The sequence below is a fragment of the Mesorhizobium sp. B2-5-7 genome, from assembly GCF_006440875.1.
Taxonomy (GTDB): Bacteria; Pseudomonadota; Alphaproteobacteria; order Rhizobiales; family Rhizobiaceae; genus Mesorhizobium; species Mesorhizobium australicum.
The window spans coordinates 335,789-348,227 of sequence record NZ_VFUO01000004.1 but is presented as its reverse complement, the minus strand read 5'-3'; the positions used below and the strand labels follow the sequence as shown (position 1 = coordinate 348,227).

At 64.3% G+C, this 12,439-nt stretch carries 12 protein-coding genes; 10 read left to right on the top strand and 2 right to left on the bottom strand.

Annotated features, from left to right (window positions below; all coding sequences use genetic code 11):
- The first annotated feature begins 26 nt into the window (after positions 1-26).
- The 10 genes from FJ543_RS19710 (at position 27) to FJ543_RS19665 (ending at position 10,671) form a co-directional block, all read left to right on the top strand.
- Positions 27-1,055: a LacI family DNA-binding transcriptional regulator gene (locus FJ543_RS19710; protein ID WP_140876579.1), complete on the top strand. Its 1,029-nt coding sequence runs from the start codon at positions 27-29 to the stop codon at positions 1,053-1,055.
- A 188-nt stretch (positions 1,056-1,243) separates the two neighbouring features.
- Positions 1,244-2,257, top strand: coding sequence for an SIS domain-containing protein (locus FJ543_RS19705; RefSeq protein WP_140665925.1), 1,014 nt, complete (start codon positions 1,244-1,246; stop codon positions 2,255-2,257).
- Between the two features lie 37 nt (positions 2,258-2,294).
- On the top strand, positions 2,295-3,617 hold the full coding sequence (locus FJ543_RS19700; RefSeq protein ID WP_140727089.1) for an ABC transporter substrate-binding protein: 1,323 nt from the start codon (positions 2,295-2,297) through the stop codon (positions 3,615-3,617).
- Between the two features lie 4 nt (positions 3,618-3,621).
- Positions 3,622-4,581 carry a sugar ABC transporter permease gene (locus tag FJ543_RS19695; protein WP_224527425.1) on the top strand — a complete coding sequence of 320 codons (960 nt, stop codon included), beginning with the start codon at positions 3,622-3,624 and terminating at the stop codon, positions 4,579-4,581.
- Positions 4,582-4,586: 5 nt separating this feature from the next.
- Positions 4,587-5,438, top strand: a complete 852-nt coding sequence (locus FJ543_RS19690; protein WP_140876839.1) for a carbohydrate ABC transporter permease — start codon at positions 4,587-4,589, stop codon at positions 5,436-5,438.
- A gap of 19 nt (positions 5,439-5,457) precedes the next feature.
- Positions 5,458-6,312, top strand: a complete 855-nt coding sequence (locus FJ543_RS19685; protein WP_140876577.1) for a sugar phosphate isomerase/epimerase family protein — start codon at positions 5,458-5,460, stop codon at positions 6,310-6,312.
- A complete protein-coding gene (locus FJ543_RS19680; RefSeq protein ID WP_140713841.1) occupies positions 6,309-7,175 on the top strand; it encodes a PfkB family carbohydrate kinase in 867 nt (288 codons plus the stop codon). The genes FJ543_RS19685 and FJ543_RS19680 overlap by 4 nt, the downstream gene beginning before the upstream one ends.
- A gap of 1 nt (position 7,176) precedes the next feature.
- The gene (locus FJ543_RS19675) at positions 7,177-8,592 is read left to right on the top strand and encodes an FAD-dependent oxidoreductase (RefSeq protein WP_140876575.1); all 1,416 of its coding nucleotides are present in this window, start codon (positions 7,177-7,179) and stop codon (positions 8,590-8,592) included.
- 156 nt (positions 8,593-8,748) lie between these two features.
- Complete coding sequence (locus tag FJ543_RS19670) at positions 8,749-10,245, top strand: aldehyde dehydrogenase family protein (protein WP_140876573.1); 1,497 nt, start codon at positions 8,749-8,751, stop codon at positions 10,243-10,245.
- A gap of 150 nt (positions 10,246-10,395) precedes the next feature.
- Entirely contained in the window at positions 10,396-10,671 is a 276-nt protein-coding gene (locus FJ543_RS19665) for a hypothetical protein (RefSeq protein WP_015316720.1), read from the top strand.
- 159 nt (positions 10,672-10,830) lie between these two features.
- On the opposite strand, the gene FJ543_RS19660 is transcribed toward FJ543_RS19665, so the two are convergent.
- Both FJ543_RS19660 and FJ543_RS19655 read right to left on the bottom strand, forming a co-directional pair.
- Positions 10,831-11,331 carry a peptide deformylase gene (locus FJ543_RS19660; protein ID WP_140876571.1) on the bottom strand — a complete coding sequence of 167 codons (501 nt, stop codon included), beginning with the start codon at positions 11,329-11,331 and terminating at the stop codon, positions 10,831-10,833.
- Between the two features lie 10 nt (positions 11,332-11,341).
- A complete protein-coding gene (locus tag FJ543_RS19655) occupies positions 11,342-12,418 on the bottom strand; it encodes a CaiB/BaiF CoA-transferase family protein (RefSeq protein ID WP_140876569.1) in 1,077 nt (358 codons plus the stop codon).
- Between the last annotated feature and the right edge of the window lie 21 nt (positions 12,419-12,439).

Genomic DNA, 12,439 nt, shown 5'->3' with positions numbered 1-12,439 from the left:
CGGGATATTACCGTCCCGGGAGCACAATGATCGTGACGCAGAAAGGGATCACCCTGAAAGACGTGGCCGCCGCGGCCAACGTTTCGCGCGCCACGGCGGCGCGGGCGCTCAACAGTTACGGTTACGTCGGCGACGGGACGGCTTTGCGGGTGCTGGAAGCCGCCGAGCGACTGGGCTATCGCGCCAACCTCGTCGCGCAGGCCCTGCGCAGCGGGCAGCTGCCGATCGTCGGCTTCATTCCCGGCGACATCCAGAATCCGTTCTTCGCGCGCATTGCCCATGATATCGAGGCGGAACTGCGCAGGCACCGCCACAATCTTCTGATCGCCAGCAGCGAAGAGAATGTCGAACAGGAAAAGGAACTGCTCGAAAGCCTGCGTTCGCTCAGCATCCGTGGCTTCATTCTTGCGCCGACCTCGGCGACGGACAGCCAGCATATCGTGCAGCTCGCCCGTGAGGGCACGCCGGTCGTGCTGATCGACCGTGTCGTCAAGGAAGTGCACTGCGACAGCGTCGTCGTCGACAATGAAGGCGGTGCGCGCGCGGCCGTGGACTACCTGGTTGCCAATGGCCATGAGCGCATCGGCCTGTTGCGGGACGAATCGCGCATCTTCACCGCGCAGGAGCGCCTTGCCGGCTACCAGAACTCGCTTGCGGCGCATGGCATTGCCCTCGACCCGTCGCTGGTCAGCGTGTCACGCTCGACCGTGGAACATGCTGTCGAAGCCACCATTCGACTGTTCAGCCGCCGCGATCGTCCGACCGCCCTGTTCACCGTGGACAGCCTGATGACCCAAGGCGCGTTGCTCGGCCTGCGCTCGATGGGACTGTCGATCCCGCATGATGTTTCGCTGGTCGGCTTCGACGATTTCAACCTCGCCACCTTCACCGATCCCCAGATCACCGTCATTGCGCAGCCGACAGCCGAAATAGGGCCGCTTGCCGCCAAAATGCTGCTCGACCGCCTGGCCGGCAAGAAGCTGGTCCCGCGCCACACGCGCTTCCCGACCCGTCTCATCGTTCGCGGCTCGGTCTCGCGGCTGCACGGGCGCTGATCGCCCGATCCAAATAGGCTCTTCCGCGAATTCGTCCGGCAGGGGACTTGCCAACCTCTGAAATGCGTGCGTTAAATATGTGAGATCGATCTCACAATCAGCCGGATCGATGGTGGCCGTGGCGATCCGACGGCGGTGCCTGCAACGAGCGGACGCCCTGCCGCAGCGAAAATACGAGGAAGACCTGCATGCTCAACTTTGACAAAGACCGCTTCATCAAGATCCAGGGCGGAGCCGTCTCCTTCGCCGGAGAGGCGAGGGCGCTCATGCACCGGCTGCTCGGCGAGGGCGTCGAGCGGCTCTATTTCATGGGGACCGGTGGCGTGCAGCTTCTGACCCTTCCAGCGATCGAGCTGGCCGAGCGTCGTACGAGCTTCCCGGTGCGGGGAGAATATCCGGCGCAGGTCGTGCTTGATCCGCCCGCCGGGCTGGACCGGAAGTCGCTCGTGGTCATCCCGTCGCTGTCGGGCACGACCAGGGAAAGCGTGCAGCTGCTTTCCTTCCTGAAGCAGAGAGGCGTGCGCACGCTCTCGCTCACCGGCCATTCCGACACGCCACTTGCCAGGGAAGCCGATTTCACCTTCACGAACTTCGCGGAGGACGACACCTCTTCGGAGTCCTTCTATCTGCAGTCGCTGCTGATCGTGCTGGCACTGCTGGCGGAGCGCGGCGAATACGAGGACTTCGACGCCACGGTGGCCGAGCTCAAGAGACTGCCGGAACTGCTGGTTGGGGCAAAGGCGGCCTATGAAGACAGCGCGGCGAAACTCGCCGACACGATCAAGAACGAAACCTATCACATCTTCACCGGCGCCGGCTCCGTCTGGCCGCAAGCCTACTATTACGGCATGTGCATTCTGGAAGAGATGCAGTGGATCAGGACCAGACCGGTCCATGCCGCCGACTTCTTCCACGGCACGCTGGAGCTGGTCGAACCGGGTGTGAGCGTATTCCTCTTCAAGGGGGAAGATGCCAGCCGTCCGCTGGGTGATCGCGTCGAAAATTTCATCAAACGATACACCGACAAGGTGCACGTTCTCGATGCCGCGTCGGTCGAACTGCCCGGTATCTCGCCTGCTGTCCGCAAGCTGATCTCGCCGATCGTGCTTGCGACGTTGCTGGAACGGGTGAGCGCGCATCTGGAAGTGTTGCGCAATCACCCGCTGACGACGCGCCGCTACTACAAGCGCGTCGAATACTGATCACCTCACCTCATAAAAACGAAGAAGGGAACTGATCATGAAATATTCAACACAGGCGGCAATCGCCGCGCTTGCCGCGGCATCGGCACTGGGTCTGACAATGGGACAGGGTATCGGCGCCGAGGCGGTCCAGGCCGATCCGAACGCTAAGGTCGATTACCAGGGAACGCTGTCGGTCTTGACGAAATTCGGCGCGCAGCAGCTCGCGCCGTATTTTGTCGGCGTCGCCCAGGACTATGAGAAGCTTCATCCCGGCGTGAAGGTCGAACTCATCCAGGAAAGCGACGACAGCGTCAAGGACAAGACCAAAACGCTGGTCGCGTCGAACTCGCTCCCGGACATCTACTTTTCCTGGACCGGCAGCTGGGGCGGAAATTTCGTGCGCGGCCATCGCGCCGTCGACCTGACCCCGGTCATCGGGCCCGATACCGAGTGGGGCAAGACACTGACGCCGGCGGCCGTTCAGGCCTTCATGTACAATGGCAAATACTACGGCATTCCGCTCTATCTCGACGCAAAATTCATGGGCTACAACAAGCAGGCGTTCTCCAAGCTCGGCCTGAGCGCGCCCAAGACCTTCGAGGAGCTCCTGTCGTCCTGCGAGACGATCCGGAAATCGGGCATGACGCCGATCTCTTTCGGCAACAAGGAAGCCTGGCCGGCAATCCACTATGTGGGGCAGCTGCTCGCCTACGACGTTCCGCAGGCGGTACTCGAGAAGGATTTCGACCCCGGCACGGCGGACTATAGCGACCCGGGCTATGTCGCCGCGCTCACCCAGTACAAGCAGCTCATCGACAGTTGCACGGATGGCGGCGCCTCGGTGAACGGCACCTCCTATTCGTCGGCCATCCAGACCTTCAGCAACACGAAATCGGCCATGTACTACCAGGAAATCATCGAGTTCGATCAGAGCGCGTCGGCGGATTCCGCTTTGAAAGTATCCGATCTGGGCTTCTTCACCCTGCCTGTGCCGAACGGCGCGAAGGGCGACGCGAAAGCGATCGAAGGCGCGCCGGAAGGCTACATGATCAGTTCCGCCTCCACCAACATCCCGCTGGCGATCGACTTCATGAAATTCGTCACGTCCAAGCAGAATGGCCAGGTGCTCTCGGCTCCGCCCTACGGGCAGCCCAGCGCGACCATCGGCGGGGCGTCGGAAGCCAACATGAACCCTTCCGTCGTGGCCGGCCTCAAGGAGATCGCCTCCGCTTCCTACCTGATGCCGTGGCTGGACACGGTGAACCCGCCGCGCGTGGCCTCCGCCTGGCTGTCCAGCCTCCAGGCCCTCACCGGCGGCTCGATGACGCCGGAACAGGTCATGGAGCAGGTCAAGCAGGCGGCCGCGGCATCGAAATAGGCCAATGGCGAATCCCGGTCTGGCCAGAATGGAAGGCGCTGCCTTGAGCAACGCCAAGGGCGAGCCGGCGGCGAAAGCCGGCCGCCGGTTCCGCCACTGGGGCTCGCTCCGGTGGGTCGCCGTTGCGGTGATCCTGGTCGGCTGGTTCGTGTATTACCCGATCGTCGACAACTTCATCGTCAGCACCACCGACGAGGATATTTTTACCGGCGAGACCACGAATATCGGCCTCGCCAACTATGAGCGGCTGCTGCACGACCCGGTCGTCTGGGTGGCGTTGTGGAACAACACGCTCTACGCGTTGATCTCCATCGTCTTCCAGGTCGGCGGCGCCTTCGTGCTGGCGGCGCTGATCGAGGGGCTGGGCAGCGAGCGGCAAAGGCGCTTCTGGCGGGCGATTTATTTCATTCCGTCCGCGATCTCGATCACCGTGACCGGCCTGCTGTTTTATTTCATCTACCAGCCGGATATCGGGCTCTTGAACGCCGGGCTCAGGCGCATTGGCCTGGAACAACTCATCCAGCCCTGGCTCGGCGGCGAGCACACGGCGATCTACGCGATCATCGCGATGAGCCAGTGGCAGGGCTTCGGCTATTCGACGCTCCTGTTCGCGATCGCGATCCAGAAGATTCCGCGCGATCTCTATGATGCCGCGGTCATGGACGGAGCCGGGCCGCTGCGCAGGCTGTGGAGCGTGACGCTGCCACTGACCCGCGAGATGACCGGCCTGATGATCATCGTCACCATCACCGGCGCGTTCCAGGTGTTCAACGAAGTCATGGTCATGACCGCCGGCGGCCCCAACAACCGCAGCCAGGTGCTTGGCACATGGCTTTACCAGCAGGGCTTCATCCAGAACAATTTCGGCTACGGCGCCGCGATCGCGGCCGTGATCTTCGCCGTGACCATGATCACCGGAGCGGCCCAGCTTTGGTACACCAGGCGCCGGAGGGTCGAGCTGTGACGGTGATGGCGGCCAGCGAGCGGACCGCGCGCCCGACCTTCGGGAGCGCTCTTGCGAAAGCCTTTCTATACTCGTTCCTGATCTGTCTCGGCATCGTCGTGCTTTATCCGCTGGTCTGGATGGCGCTCAACGGCTTCAAGGATAATGGGCAGATCTTCGGCGACCCCTTCGCGCTGCCGTCGCGGTGGACCTGGGCCAATTATGTGCAGGCCTGGAACCGGGGCGTCCGCGACTATTTGGTCTCAAGCCTGCTGGTGACCGTCGCTTCAGCGATCTGCACGGTGCTGATCAGCGCCTGGACCGCCTACGGGCTGACGCGAACGCCAATGCCCGGCAAGCCGCTTATCGTCGGTCTGGTTCTTGGCGGCCTCATGCTCAGTCCGACCGTGGCGCTGATCCCGCTGGTGCGGATGCTGCAGGCCATCGGCCTCTACAACACCTACTGGGCGCTGATCATCCTCTACACGGCGTTCCGGATTCCGTTCAGCACCTTCCTGATCCGCGCCTACATGCTTGGGCTGCCGAAGGATCTCGACGAGGCGGCCCGCATCGACGGCGCCAGCGAGGGGCAGATCTTCTGGCGCATCATCCTGCCGCTGTGCCAGCCGATCATCATCTCCTGCATCATCCTGCACGTGCTGTTCGCCTGGAACGAGTATTTGTTCGCGATGGTCTTCACCAATGGATCGGCGGTGCAGACGCTGCCCGTCGGCCTCACCTCGCTGATGTCCAAGAACGGCACCAATTACGGCGTCGTCTTCGCGGCGATGACGATCTCGGCCCTGCCGATCGTCCTGCTTTTCTTCGCCGCACAGCGGTACTTCATCCGCGGCCTCTCCGAAGGCATCGGCAAATAAATCACCGGGAAGGACATCCATGCCGCAATTCAAGGTCGACCAGCTGATTGGGGCCAACTTCGCCTTCCAGCATTACGCATTCGAGCGCGTTGCCGAGATCCTTCGCGGCTTCGGCTTCAAGGAGATCGAGCTTTGGGGCATCGCGCCGCATCTCGACCTGTTTCATGCGACAGACGCGCATGTTCGATCGGTTCGCGAGATACTTGCGCAGAACGGCCTGACGGTCTGGTGCTTCACGCCCGAGCAGGTGATCTATCCGATCAACATCGCGTCGGGCGACGGCGCATATCGCCGCGACAGCGTCAGGCGGTTCTGCCGCGCGGCGGACATATGCGCCGAACTGGGCGCCCGATATTTGTTCCTGACGTCCGGGCGTGGATATGAACACGACCCGCCGCAAGAGGCGTGGGCACGGTCGGCCCAGTCGCTTGCGGAGATCGCCGCCCATGCGTCCTCGCTCGGCGTGCGCTGCCTGCTCGAGCCGCTGCAACGCGTCGAAACCAACGTCGTCACCAATGCGGCGGGCCTGCGCGAAATGCTCGACCAGATCGGCGCCGACACCATGGACGTGGTCCTGGACACCGTCGGCATGGCCACTGCCGGCGATACCGTGGCCGACTATGTCAGGCTGTTCGGGCCGCGCCTCGCGCATGTTCAGATCGTCGACGGGCTGCCGGCGGGGCATCTTGTCTGGGGCGACGGCAAGCTTCCGATCGGCCGGTATCTCGACGACCTCGCTGCATCGGGCTATCGGGGGAAACTGACCTTCGAGCCGTTCGGAAATGGCTCCTATGCTCTGGACCCGGTCGCGGCGTGGACACGCAATCTCAAGGCCGTCGAGCCCCACATGACGCGGGCGCCGACAGCAGCATGACCGGAGGAGCACCGCCCAATCTGGTCGCCGTCGGTGACAACTGCCTCGACGTCTATCTCAACAAGGACCTCCTGACCGTGGGCGGGAACGCCCTCAACGTGGCCGTTCAATGGCGCCGCAATGGCTGGAGCGCACGCTATTTCGGCGCCGTTGGTGATGATCCTGAAGGTGAGATAACGCTCCGCGAGATCGAGACCGCCGGGCTGTCCCGCAACGATGTCGAGATGATCTCCGGCGATACTGCGGTGACCTTGCTGCGCGACCAGTCGGGCGACCGTACTTTCCTGTTCGAATCCTTCGGGGTCGGCGAGAATTACATGCCCGCGCCGCGCAACTGGCAGGTCATTTCGAAAGCCGACTGGGTGCATCTGGGCACCAATGCCAACGAGGATCTCGTGCGCCGCCTGGTTCGCGAGCGCGTGCCGTTCAGTCTCGACGTCTCGACCGCGCATCTGGCCTTGCCACTGGAGGGCGTGCCTCTGGTCTTCGCGTCCGGTCCAGACGAGCCGAGCGTGCCGGTCGAGCCCCTCATGACCGCGCTGCGGTCGGCCGGGGCGCGCCAGGTCGTGCTCACCTGCGGCAGCCGCGGCGCCTATTTCCGCGACAGTCAAGGCGTTCGCCATGTCGAGGCGTCGCCGACCGCCGTCGTGGACACGTGCGGTGCGGGAGACAGCTTTATCGCCACCTTCATCACCGCGTTCTGCTTCGCGGGTCTCGATGCCGACGATGCCATGCGAAAAGCCTCTCTCGACGCCAGCAGGACCTGCACGCATCTCGGCGGCTTCCCGCAGGAACCGCGCCCCATCCCCGACTGGCTGCCGCTGAAATATGCCGACGTGATCAATCGCGAGACGAGGGTCTGACATGGCCACTTTACGGATGAGACAGCCGGCGGTCGCGGCGACAGCCGATCGGTCGTTCTGGCTGCAGGACGTTGCCGCTGCCCCGGCGACCCAACCCCTGGTCGGCGGCGAGCAGGCCGACGTGGCAATCGTCGGCGGCGGCTACACCGGGCTGTGGACGGCGTTGCGGATCCGCGACCTGGCTCCCGAAACCCGCGTCATGGTGCTCGAGGCCGATCAGTGCGGCTCCGGCGCTTCGGGGCGCAATGGCGGACAGGTGCATTCCTGGTTCGCCGAGCTCGATCAGATCAGCGCCGTCGTCGGCGAGGAGGAGGGGCGGGCGCTTTGCGCCGATAGCGTCGATGCCATCGCGGAGCTGGAGAAACTTCAGCGCGACGGCACGATCGATATGGATCTCCGGCTTGACGGCTGGCTGTGGACGGCCAGCTCCACGGCCCAGGAGGGAGCCTGGAACCGCGCTGTCGCGATGACCAAGGCAGCCGGGGCCAACCGCTTTCGGCAGCTGACCGGCGAGGAGATCAAGCAGCGGACCGGGTCTTCCGCCTCCTATGCCGGCGTCGTCGAGGCGAATGCCGGAACCGTGCATCCAGCCAAGCTGGCCACCGGCCTGCGCGACCTGGCGATCGCTCGCGGCGTCGTCGTCCATGAGCGCAGTCCCGTCACCGAAATCGTGCCCGGCAGGACCTGTGTGGTCCGGACCGCGCAAGGCGCGGTGCGGGCCGAGAAGGTCGTGCTGGCGGCCAATGCCTGGCTGTCGGCGTTGCCCGAACTGCGACGGCATCTTTACGTGGTCGCGAGCCAGGTGGTCGCGACCGCGGAAATCCCTGACTTGCTCGACCGGATCGGCTGGCGAGACGGAGCCTCCATCTGCGACGCGCAGCGCCAGGTCCTCTATTATCAGCGCACCCCGAAAGGCCGGGTGGTCTTCGGCCGCGGCAGCGGCAACATCGCCTATGCGGGCAATTTCGGCCAAAGCTTCAACCGCAGCCCCGAACACGGACGGGACAATATCCGCGAACTGGCCCGCGTCTACCCCGAACTGCGAGGAGTGCCGATCGACTATGATTGGGCGGGCCCGATCGACTGCGTGCCGGAGCATGTTCCCGTCTTCGATCACTTGAAGGGTCATCCCAACATTTTCTTTGGCATGGGCTACAACGGGACCGGCATTGCCCAGACCCCAATCGGCGGCCGCGTCCTCGCCAGCCTTGTTCTGGAACGGAAGGATCGCTGGAGCGGCAGTGGGCTGGTGGGGCTCGATCGGCGCAAGACGATGCCGCCGGAACCGTTCCGCTATCTCGGCGCCAAGCTTGTGCGCGCCGCGATCGCGCGCCGGAACGACGTCGAGATCCGCAACGGGACGCCAGGCGCTCTAACGCGATTCCTGTCGGAACGCACGCCGGGCGGCGGGGGCTAGGCATCTTTAGACCCGCAAGGACCTGTTGTTGCGCCTTTCTGGTGAACACGGGCGCGGACGCTGGCGGTCCGATTATCCGAACGCCCTTCAGCTTTCCTTGTTGAGGTCGCCCGCGCCGGGAGTAATAGTTGCCCGGAAATTCGCGAGGAGGAAGGGATGACGGTGAATTTCGACCCGAGGGCGAAGGCCACGTCGCTCTACCATGGCGAATTCCGGCCGATGTTCATCGACGGCAAGTGGGTCGCAGCGCAGTCCGGCGAGGTGATGCAGGCGCTGAATCCGGCGACCGGCGAGGTGCTGGCGACGGTGCCGCGTGGCGGAGCCGCCGATGTCGATGCAGCGGTCGCGGCGGCGCGCGCGGCTTTCGAAGGTCCATGGTCGAAATTCTCGCCCTATGAGCGGCAATGCGTGCTGCTCAGGATCGCCGACCTGTTCGAGACACATTGGGAAGAGCTCAGCGTTTGCGACACGCTCGACATGGGGCTGCCGATCACGCGCACGCTGGCCAACCGGCGCCGCGTCATCGGCATGCTGCGCTTCTATGCAGGCATGGCGACGGCGCTGCATGGCGAGGCGATCGACAATTCCATTCCGGGCGAAATCGTCACCTTCACAAGGCGCGAGCCGGTTGGCGTCGTTGGCGCGATCATTCCCTGGAACGCGCCGACCGCGGCCTCGATCTGGAAGATCGCGCCGGCGCTCGCCACGGGCTGTACCATCGTGCTGAAACCGTCCGAGGAGGCATCGCTGACGCCGCTGCTGATCGCCCGGCTGATGCAGGAAGCCGGCGTGCCCGACGGCGTCGTCAACATCGTCACCGGTACCGGAGCCGAAGCGGGCGCGCGGCTCGCCGAACATCCCGACGTCAACAAGATCGTCTTCACCGGCTCGACGCTGACAGGTCAAGCGATCGCGCGGGCTGCTGTCACCAACCTCAAGCGCGTCTCGCTTGAGCTTGGCGGCAAGTCACCGATCATTGTCTGCCGCGACGCCGACATCGACAAGGCTGTCCCAATCGCGGCGATGGCGGTGTTCGTGCATTCGGGCCAGATCTGCATTGCCGGCTCGCGCCTGTTCGTGGCGCGCGAGATCCATGACGAATTCGTGCGCCGGCTGGCGGAGTTCGCCGGAAAACTGCGCATCGGCCACGGCATCGAGGCGGAGACCGAAATCGGGCCGCTCATCAATGCCAGGCAGGCCGGCAAAGTGGAAGGCTACATCAAGGCCGGCAGCGACGAAGGCGCCCAACTGGTCGTCGGCGGGGCGCGGCTGACAGGCGAACTCTATGATGGCGGCAACTTCATCGCGCCGACCGTTTTCGGCGCGGTGTCGGACACCATGACCATCGCGCGGGAGGAGATTTTCGGACCCGTTATTTCGGCGATGCCGTTCGACACGCTGGACGAGGCCGTCGCGCGCGCCAACGCGACGCCCTACGGGCTTGCAGCCGGCGTCTTCACCACCCACCTCGGCACCGCGCACAAGCTAGCCCGCCGCATCAAGGCCGGCTCGGTCTGGGTCAACATGTACCACGCCATCGATCCGGCCGTGCCTTTCGGCGGGATGAAGATGTCCGGCCATGGCCGCGAGGGCGGCATCGAGCATCTGCACGAGTATCTGGAGACCAAATCCGTCTGGATCCAGACGGATTGAGGGCGTGGCGATGTTCAGGTGAGGGCGCCCGCGGTCCGGGCCCGTCGCCGACTGCCGCGCATCGGCCGGAGCAAGGCCCTTGTTCAGGAACTTTTCGTCATCTGGCGATTTTCGATATAAGATCGAATCCCGAACAGAAGGGTGTTTGCGATGACGACGAAACGATTGGCGATCTGCGCTCTTGCTCTCGCGATGGGCTTCGGCATGTCCTCGTTGGCTTTCGCGGGCGCCAAGCACCGTCATCACCAGGACGAACAGGAGCGCTACGTTCCCGCCAATGACGATCTCATCGACTTCCTCTTCGGCGGCCCGCGCTACTACGACCAGCAGTTGTTCACAACCGCTGCTGGAGCCTGCTCCTACCACCGGACTGGTCCGGACGGTTTTGCGATAAACAAGATCAACGATCACCACTGCGGAAAATGACCGGCAGGCGTGACACGGCTCCCCGGCGCGGACACGCGCCCGGCGTTAACATCGCAATCTGCCCAATCAAAGGTTCGACGACATTCCAGGAGTCTGAAGGCTAGGCGTGGCAAGACGTTCCCCAGTCCAATGTCGTTCCTCCCATGCTTGCCGCGGCGTCTACGAGGCTCGCGTCAGCTTGCTATAGCGCTTGATCAGCCGGTCGCGCTTGAGGCGGGTCAGCCTGTGCGTCCAGAACAGCCCGTCGAGCTGATCGATCTCATGCTGATGGCAAACCGCCAGCAGGCCCTCGGCGTCCTCGAACCGCTCATTGCCATCCAGATCCTGATAGCGAACGCGGATGAGGGCGTGCCGTTCGATGTCCTCGGTGACACCGGGCATCGAAACGCTGCCTTCCTCATGTCGGATCATTTCGGTCGAGGCCTGGACGACGGCCGGATTTACATAGATCGCCGGTTTTGCCGCGGAAGGGAGCTGGATGATGACCAGGCGCTTCAAGATGCCGATATGCGGGGCGGTGATACCGATTCCGGGGGCCGCGCGCATGGTGTCGATGAGGTCGCTGGCCAAGGCCTGCAGATCGCCGTCGAACAGCTCCACGGGTCCGGCCACGGCGCGAAGGAGGGGATTGGGGAATTTTACGATCGACCGAACCGCCATGGACCTCGTCTCAACTCGGCAAGCCTGCACGGATTTCTGCGTCATGTTCGCCGCGCATGGGGCTTTTGGCCGGTGTCTTTTGTTCCCATCCCGAAAAGCGCGGCGCGGCCGCCGTCTGCAGGACACCGTCCACCGTCAGCCATGTGCCGCGCGCGGCCATGTGCGGATGCAGGGCCGCTTCATGGGGGCTGAAGACCGGACCGACACAGGCGTCCGAGCCCGCGAACAACTTGACCCACTCGTCGCGAGGTCGCGTGGCGAAAATCGCCGCCAGCCGGTCGCAAAGCCCGGGCCACACGTCGCGATCGAACTGGCTGGCGAATTGCGGATCGGCGGTCAAGCCAAGCCTGTCGAGGAAGAGCGCGTAGAATTTCGGCTCGACGCACTGGACGCTGATAAAGCCGCCATCCGATGTCCGGTAGACGCGGCACCAATGCGGTCCGTCGAGAAGGCTGCGGCCGCGGTCGGCGGCAAGCGCGCCGGACTGTGCGAGCGACATCAGCAGGTTCATCATATGGGCCGAGCCGTCGACGATCGCCGCGTCGACGACGATGCCCTGACCGCCGGCGCGCGCGTTCATCATGGCGGCCAGCATGCCGATCACCAGATAGAGCGCCCCGCCGCCGACGTCGCCGACGAGCGTCGGTGGCGCCATGGGCGGCTCTCCCGGCAAGGAGCCGTACCAGAGCGCGCCGGACAGGCCGATATAGTTCATGTCGTGGCCGGCGGTGCCGGCCAGCGGACCGTCCTGGCCCCAGCCGGTCATGCGGCCGTAGACCAGGCGCGGATTGGCCGCGATACAGACCTCCGGGCCAAGCCCGAGACGCTCCATGACGCCGGGCCGGAACCCCTCGATCAACCCGTCGGCGGTGGCGATGAGGCGCGTCAGCAGGGCCACGTCGTCCGTATTCTTCAGGTCGAGCGCGATGGAGCGCTTGCCGCGATCGAGCAGCGAGCGCGTGGCCGGCACGGACGGCTCCCTGCGGTGGACGACAATGACATCGGCGCCGAGGTCGGCGAAAAGCATGCCGGCGAAGGGCGCCGGTCCCAGCCCCTCGATCTCGACGATGCGGATTCCCCTGAGCATCCATCCTCTCTGGTGTTGCGC

Excerpts from the sequence above, each read along its gene's own strand:
- FJ543_RS19700 (WP_140727089.1), top strand. The coding sequence starts at position 2,295 with ATGAAATATTCAACACAGGCGGCAATCGCCGCGCTTGCCGCGGCATCG.
- FJ543_RS19665 (WP_015316720.1), top strand. The coding sequence starts at position 10,396 with ATGACGACGAAACGATTGGCGATCTGCGCTCTTGCTCTCGCGATGGGC.
- FJ543_RS19655 (WP_140876569.1), bottom strand. The coding sequence starts at position 12,418 with ATGCTCAGGGGAATCCGCATCGTCGAGATCGAGGGGCTGGGACCGGCG.
- FJ543_RS19695 (WP_224527425.1), top strand. The coding sequence starts at position 3,622 with ATGGCGAATCCCGGTCTGGCCAGAATGGAAGGCGCTGCCTTGAGCAAC.
- FJ543_RS19690 (WP_140876839.1), top strand. The coding sequence starts at position 4,587 with ATGGCGGCCAGCGAGCGGACCGCGCGCCCGACCTTCGGGAGCGCTCTT.
- FJ543_RS19660 (WP_140876571.1), bottom strand. The coding sequence starts at position 11,331 with ATGGCGGTTCGGTCGATCGTAAAATTCCCCAATCCCCTCCTTCGCGCC.
- FJ543_RS19710 (WP_140876579.1), top strand. The coding sequence starts at position 27 with ATGATCGTGACGCAGAAAGGGATCACCCTGAAAGACGTGGCCGCCGCG.
- FJ543_RS19680 (WP_140713841.1), top strand. The coding sequence starts at position 6,309 with ATGACCGGAGGAGCACCGCCCAATCTGGTCGCCGTCGGTGACAACTGC.
- FJ543_RS19670 (WP_140876573.1), top strand. The coding sequence starts at position 8,749 with ATGACGGTGAATTTCGACCCGAGGGCGAAGGCCACGTCGCTCTACCAT.
- FJ543_RS19705 (WP_140665925.1), top strand. The coding sequence starts at position 1,244 with ATGCTCAACTTTGACAAAGACCGCTTCATCAAGATCCAGGGCGGAGCC.
- FJ543_RS19685 (WP_140876577.1), top strand. The coding sequence starts at position 5,458 with ATGCCGCAATTCAAGGTCGACCAGCTGATTGGGGCCAACTTCGCCTTC.
- FJ543_RS19675 (WP_140876575.1), top strand. The coding sequence starts at position 7,177 with ATGGCCACTTTACGGATGAGACAGCCGGCGGTCGCGGCGACAGCCGAT.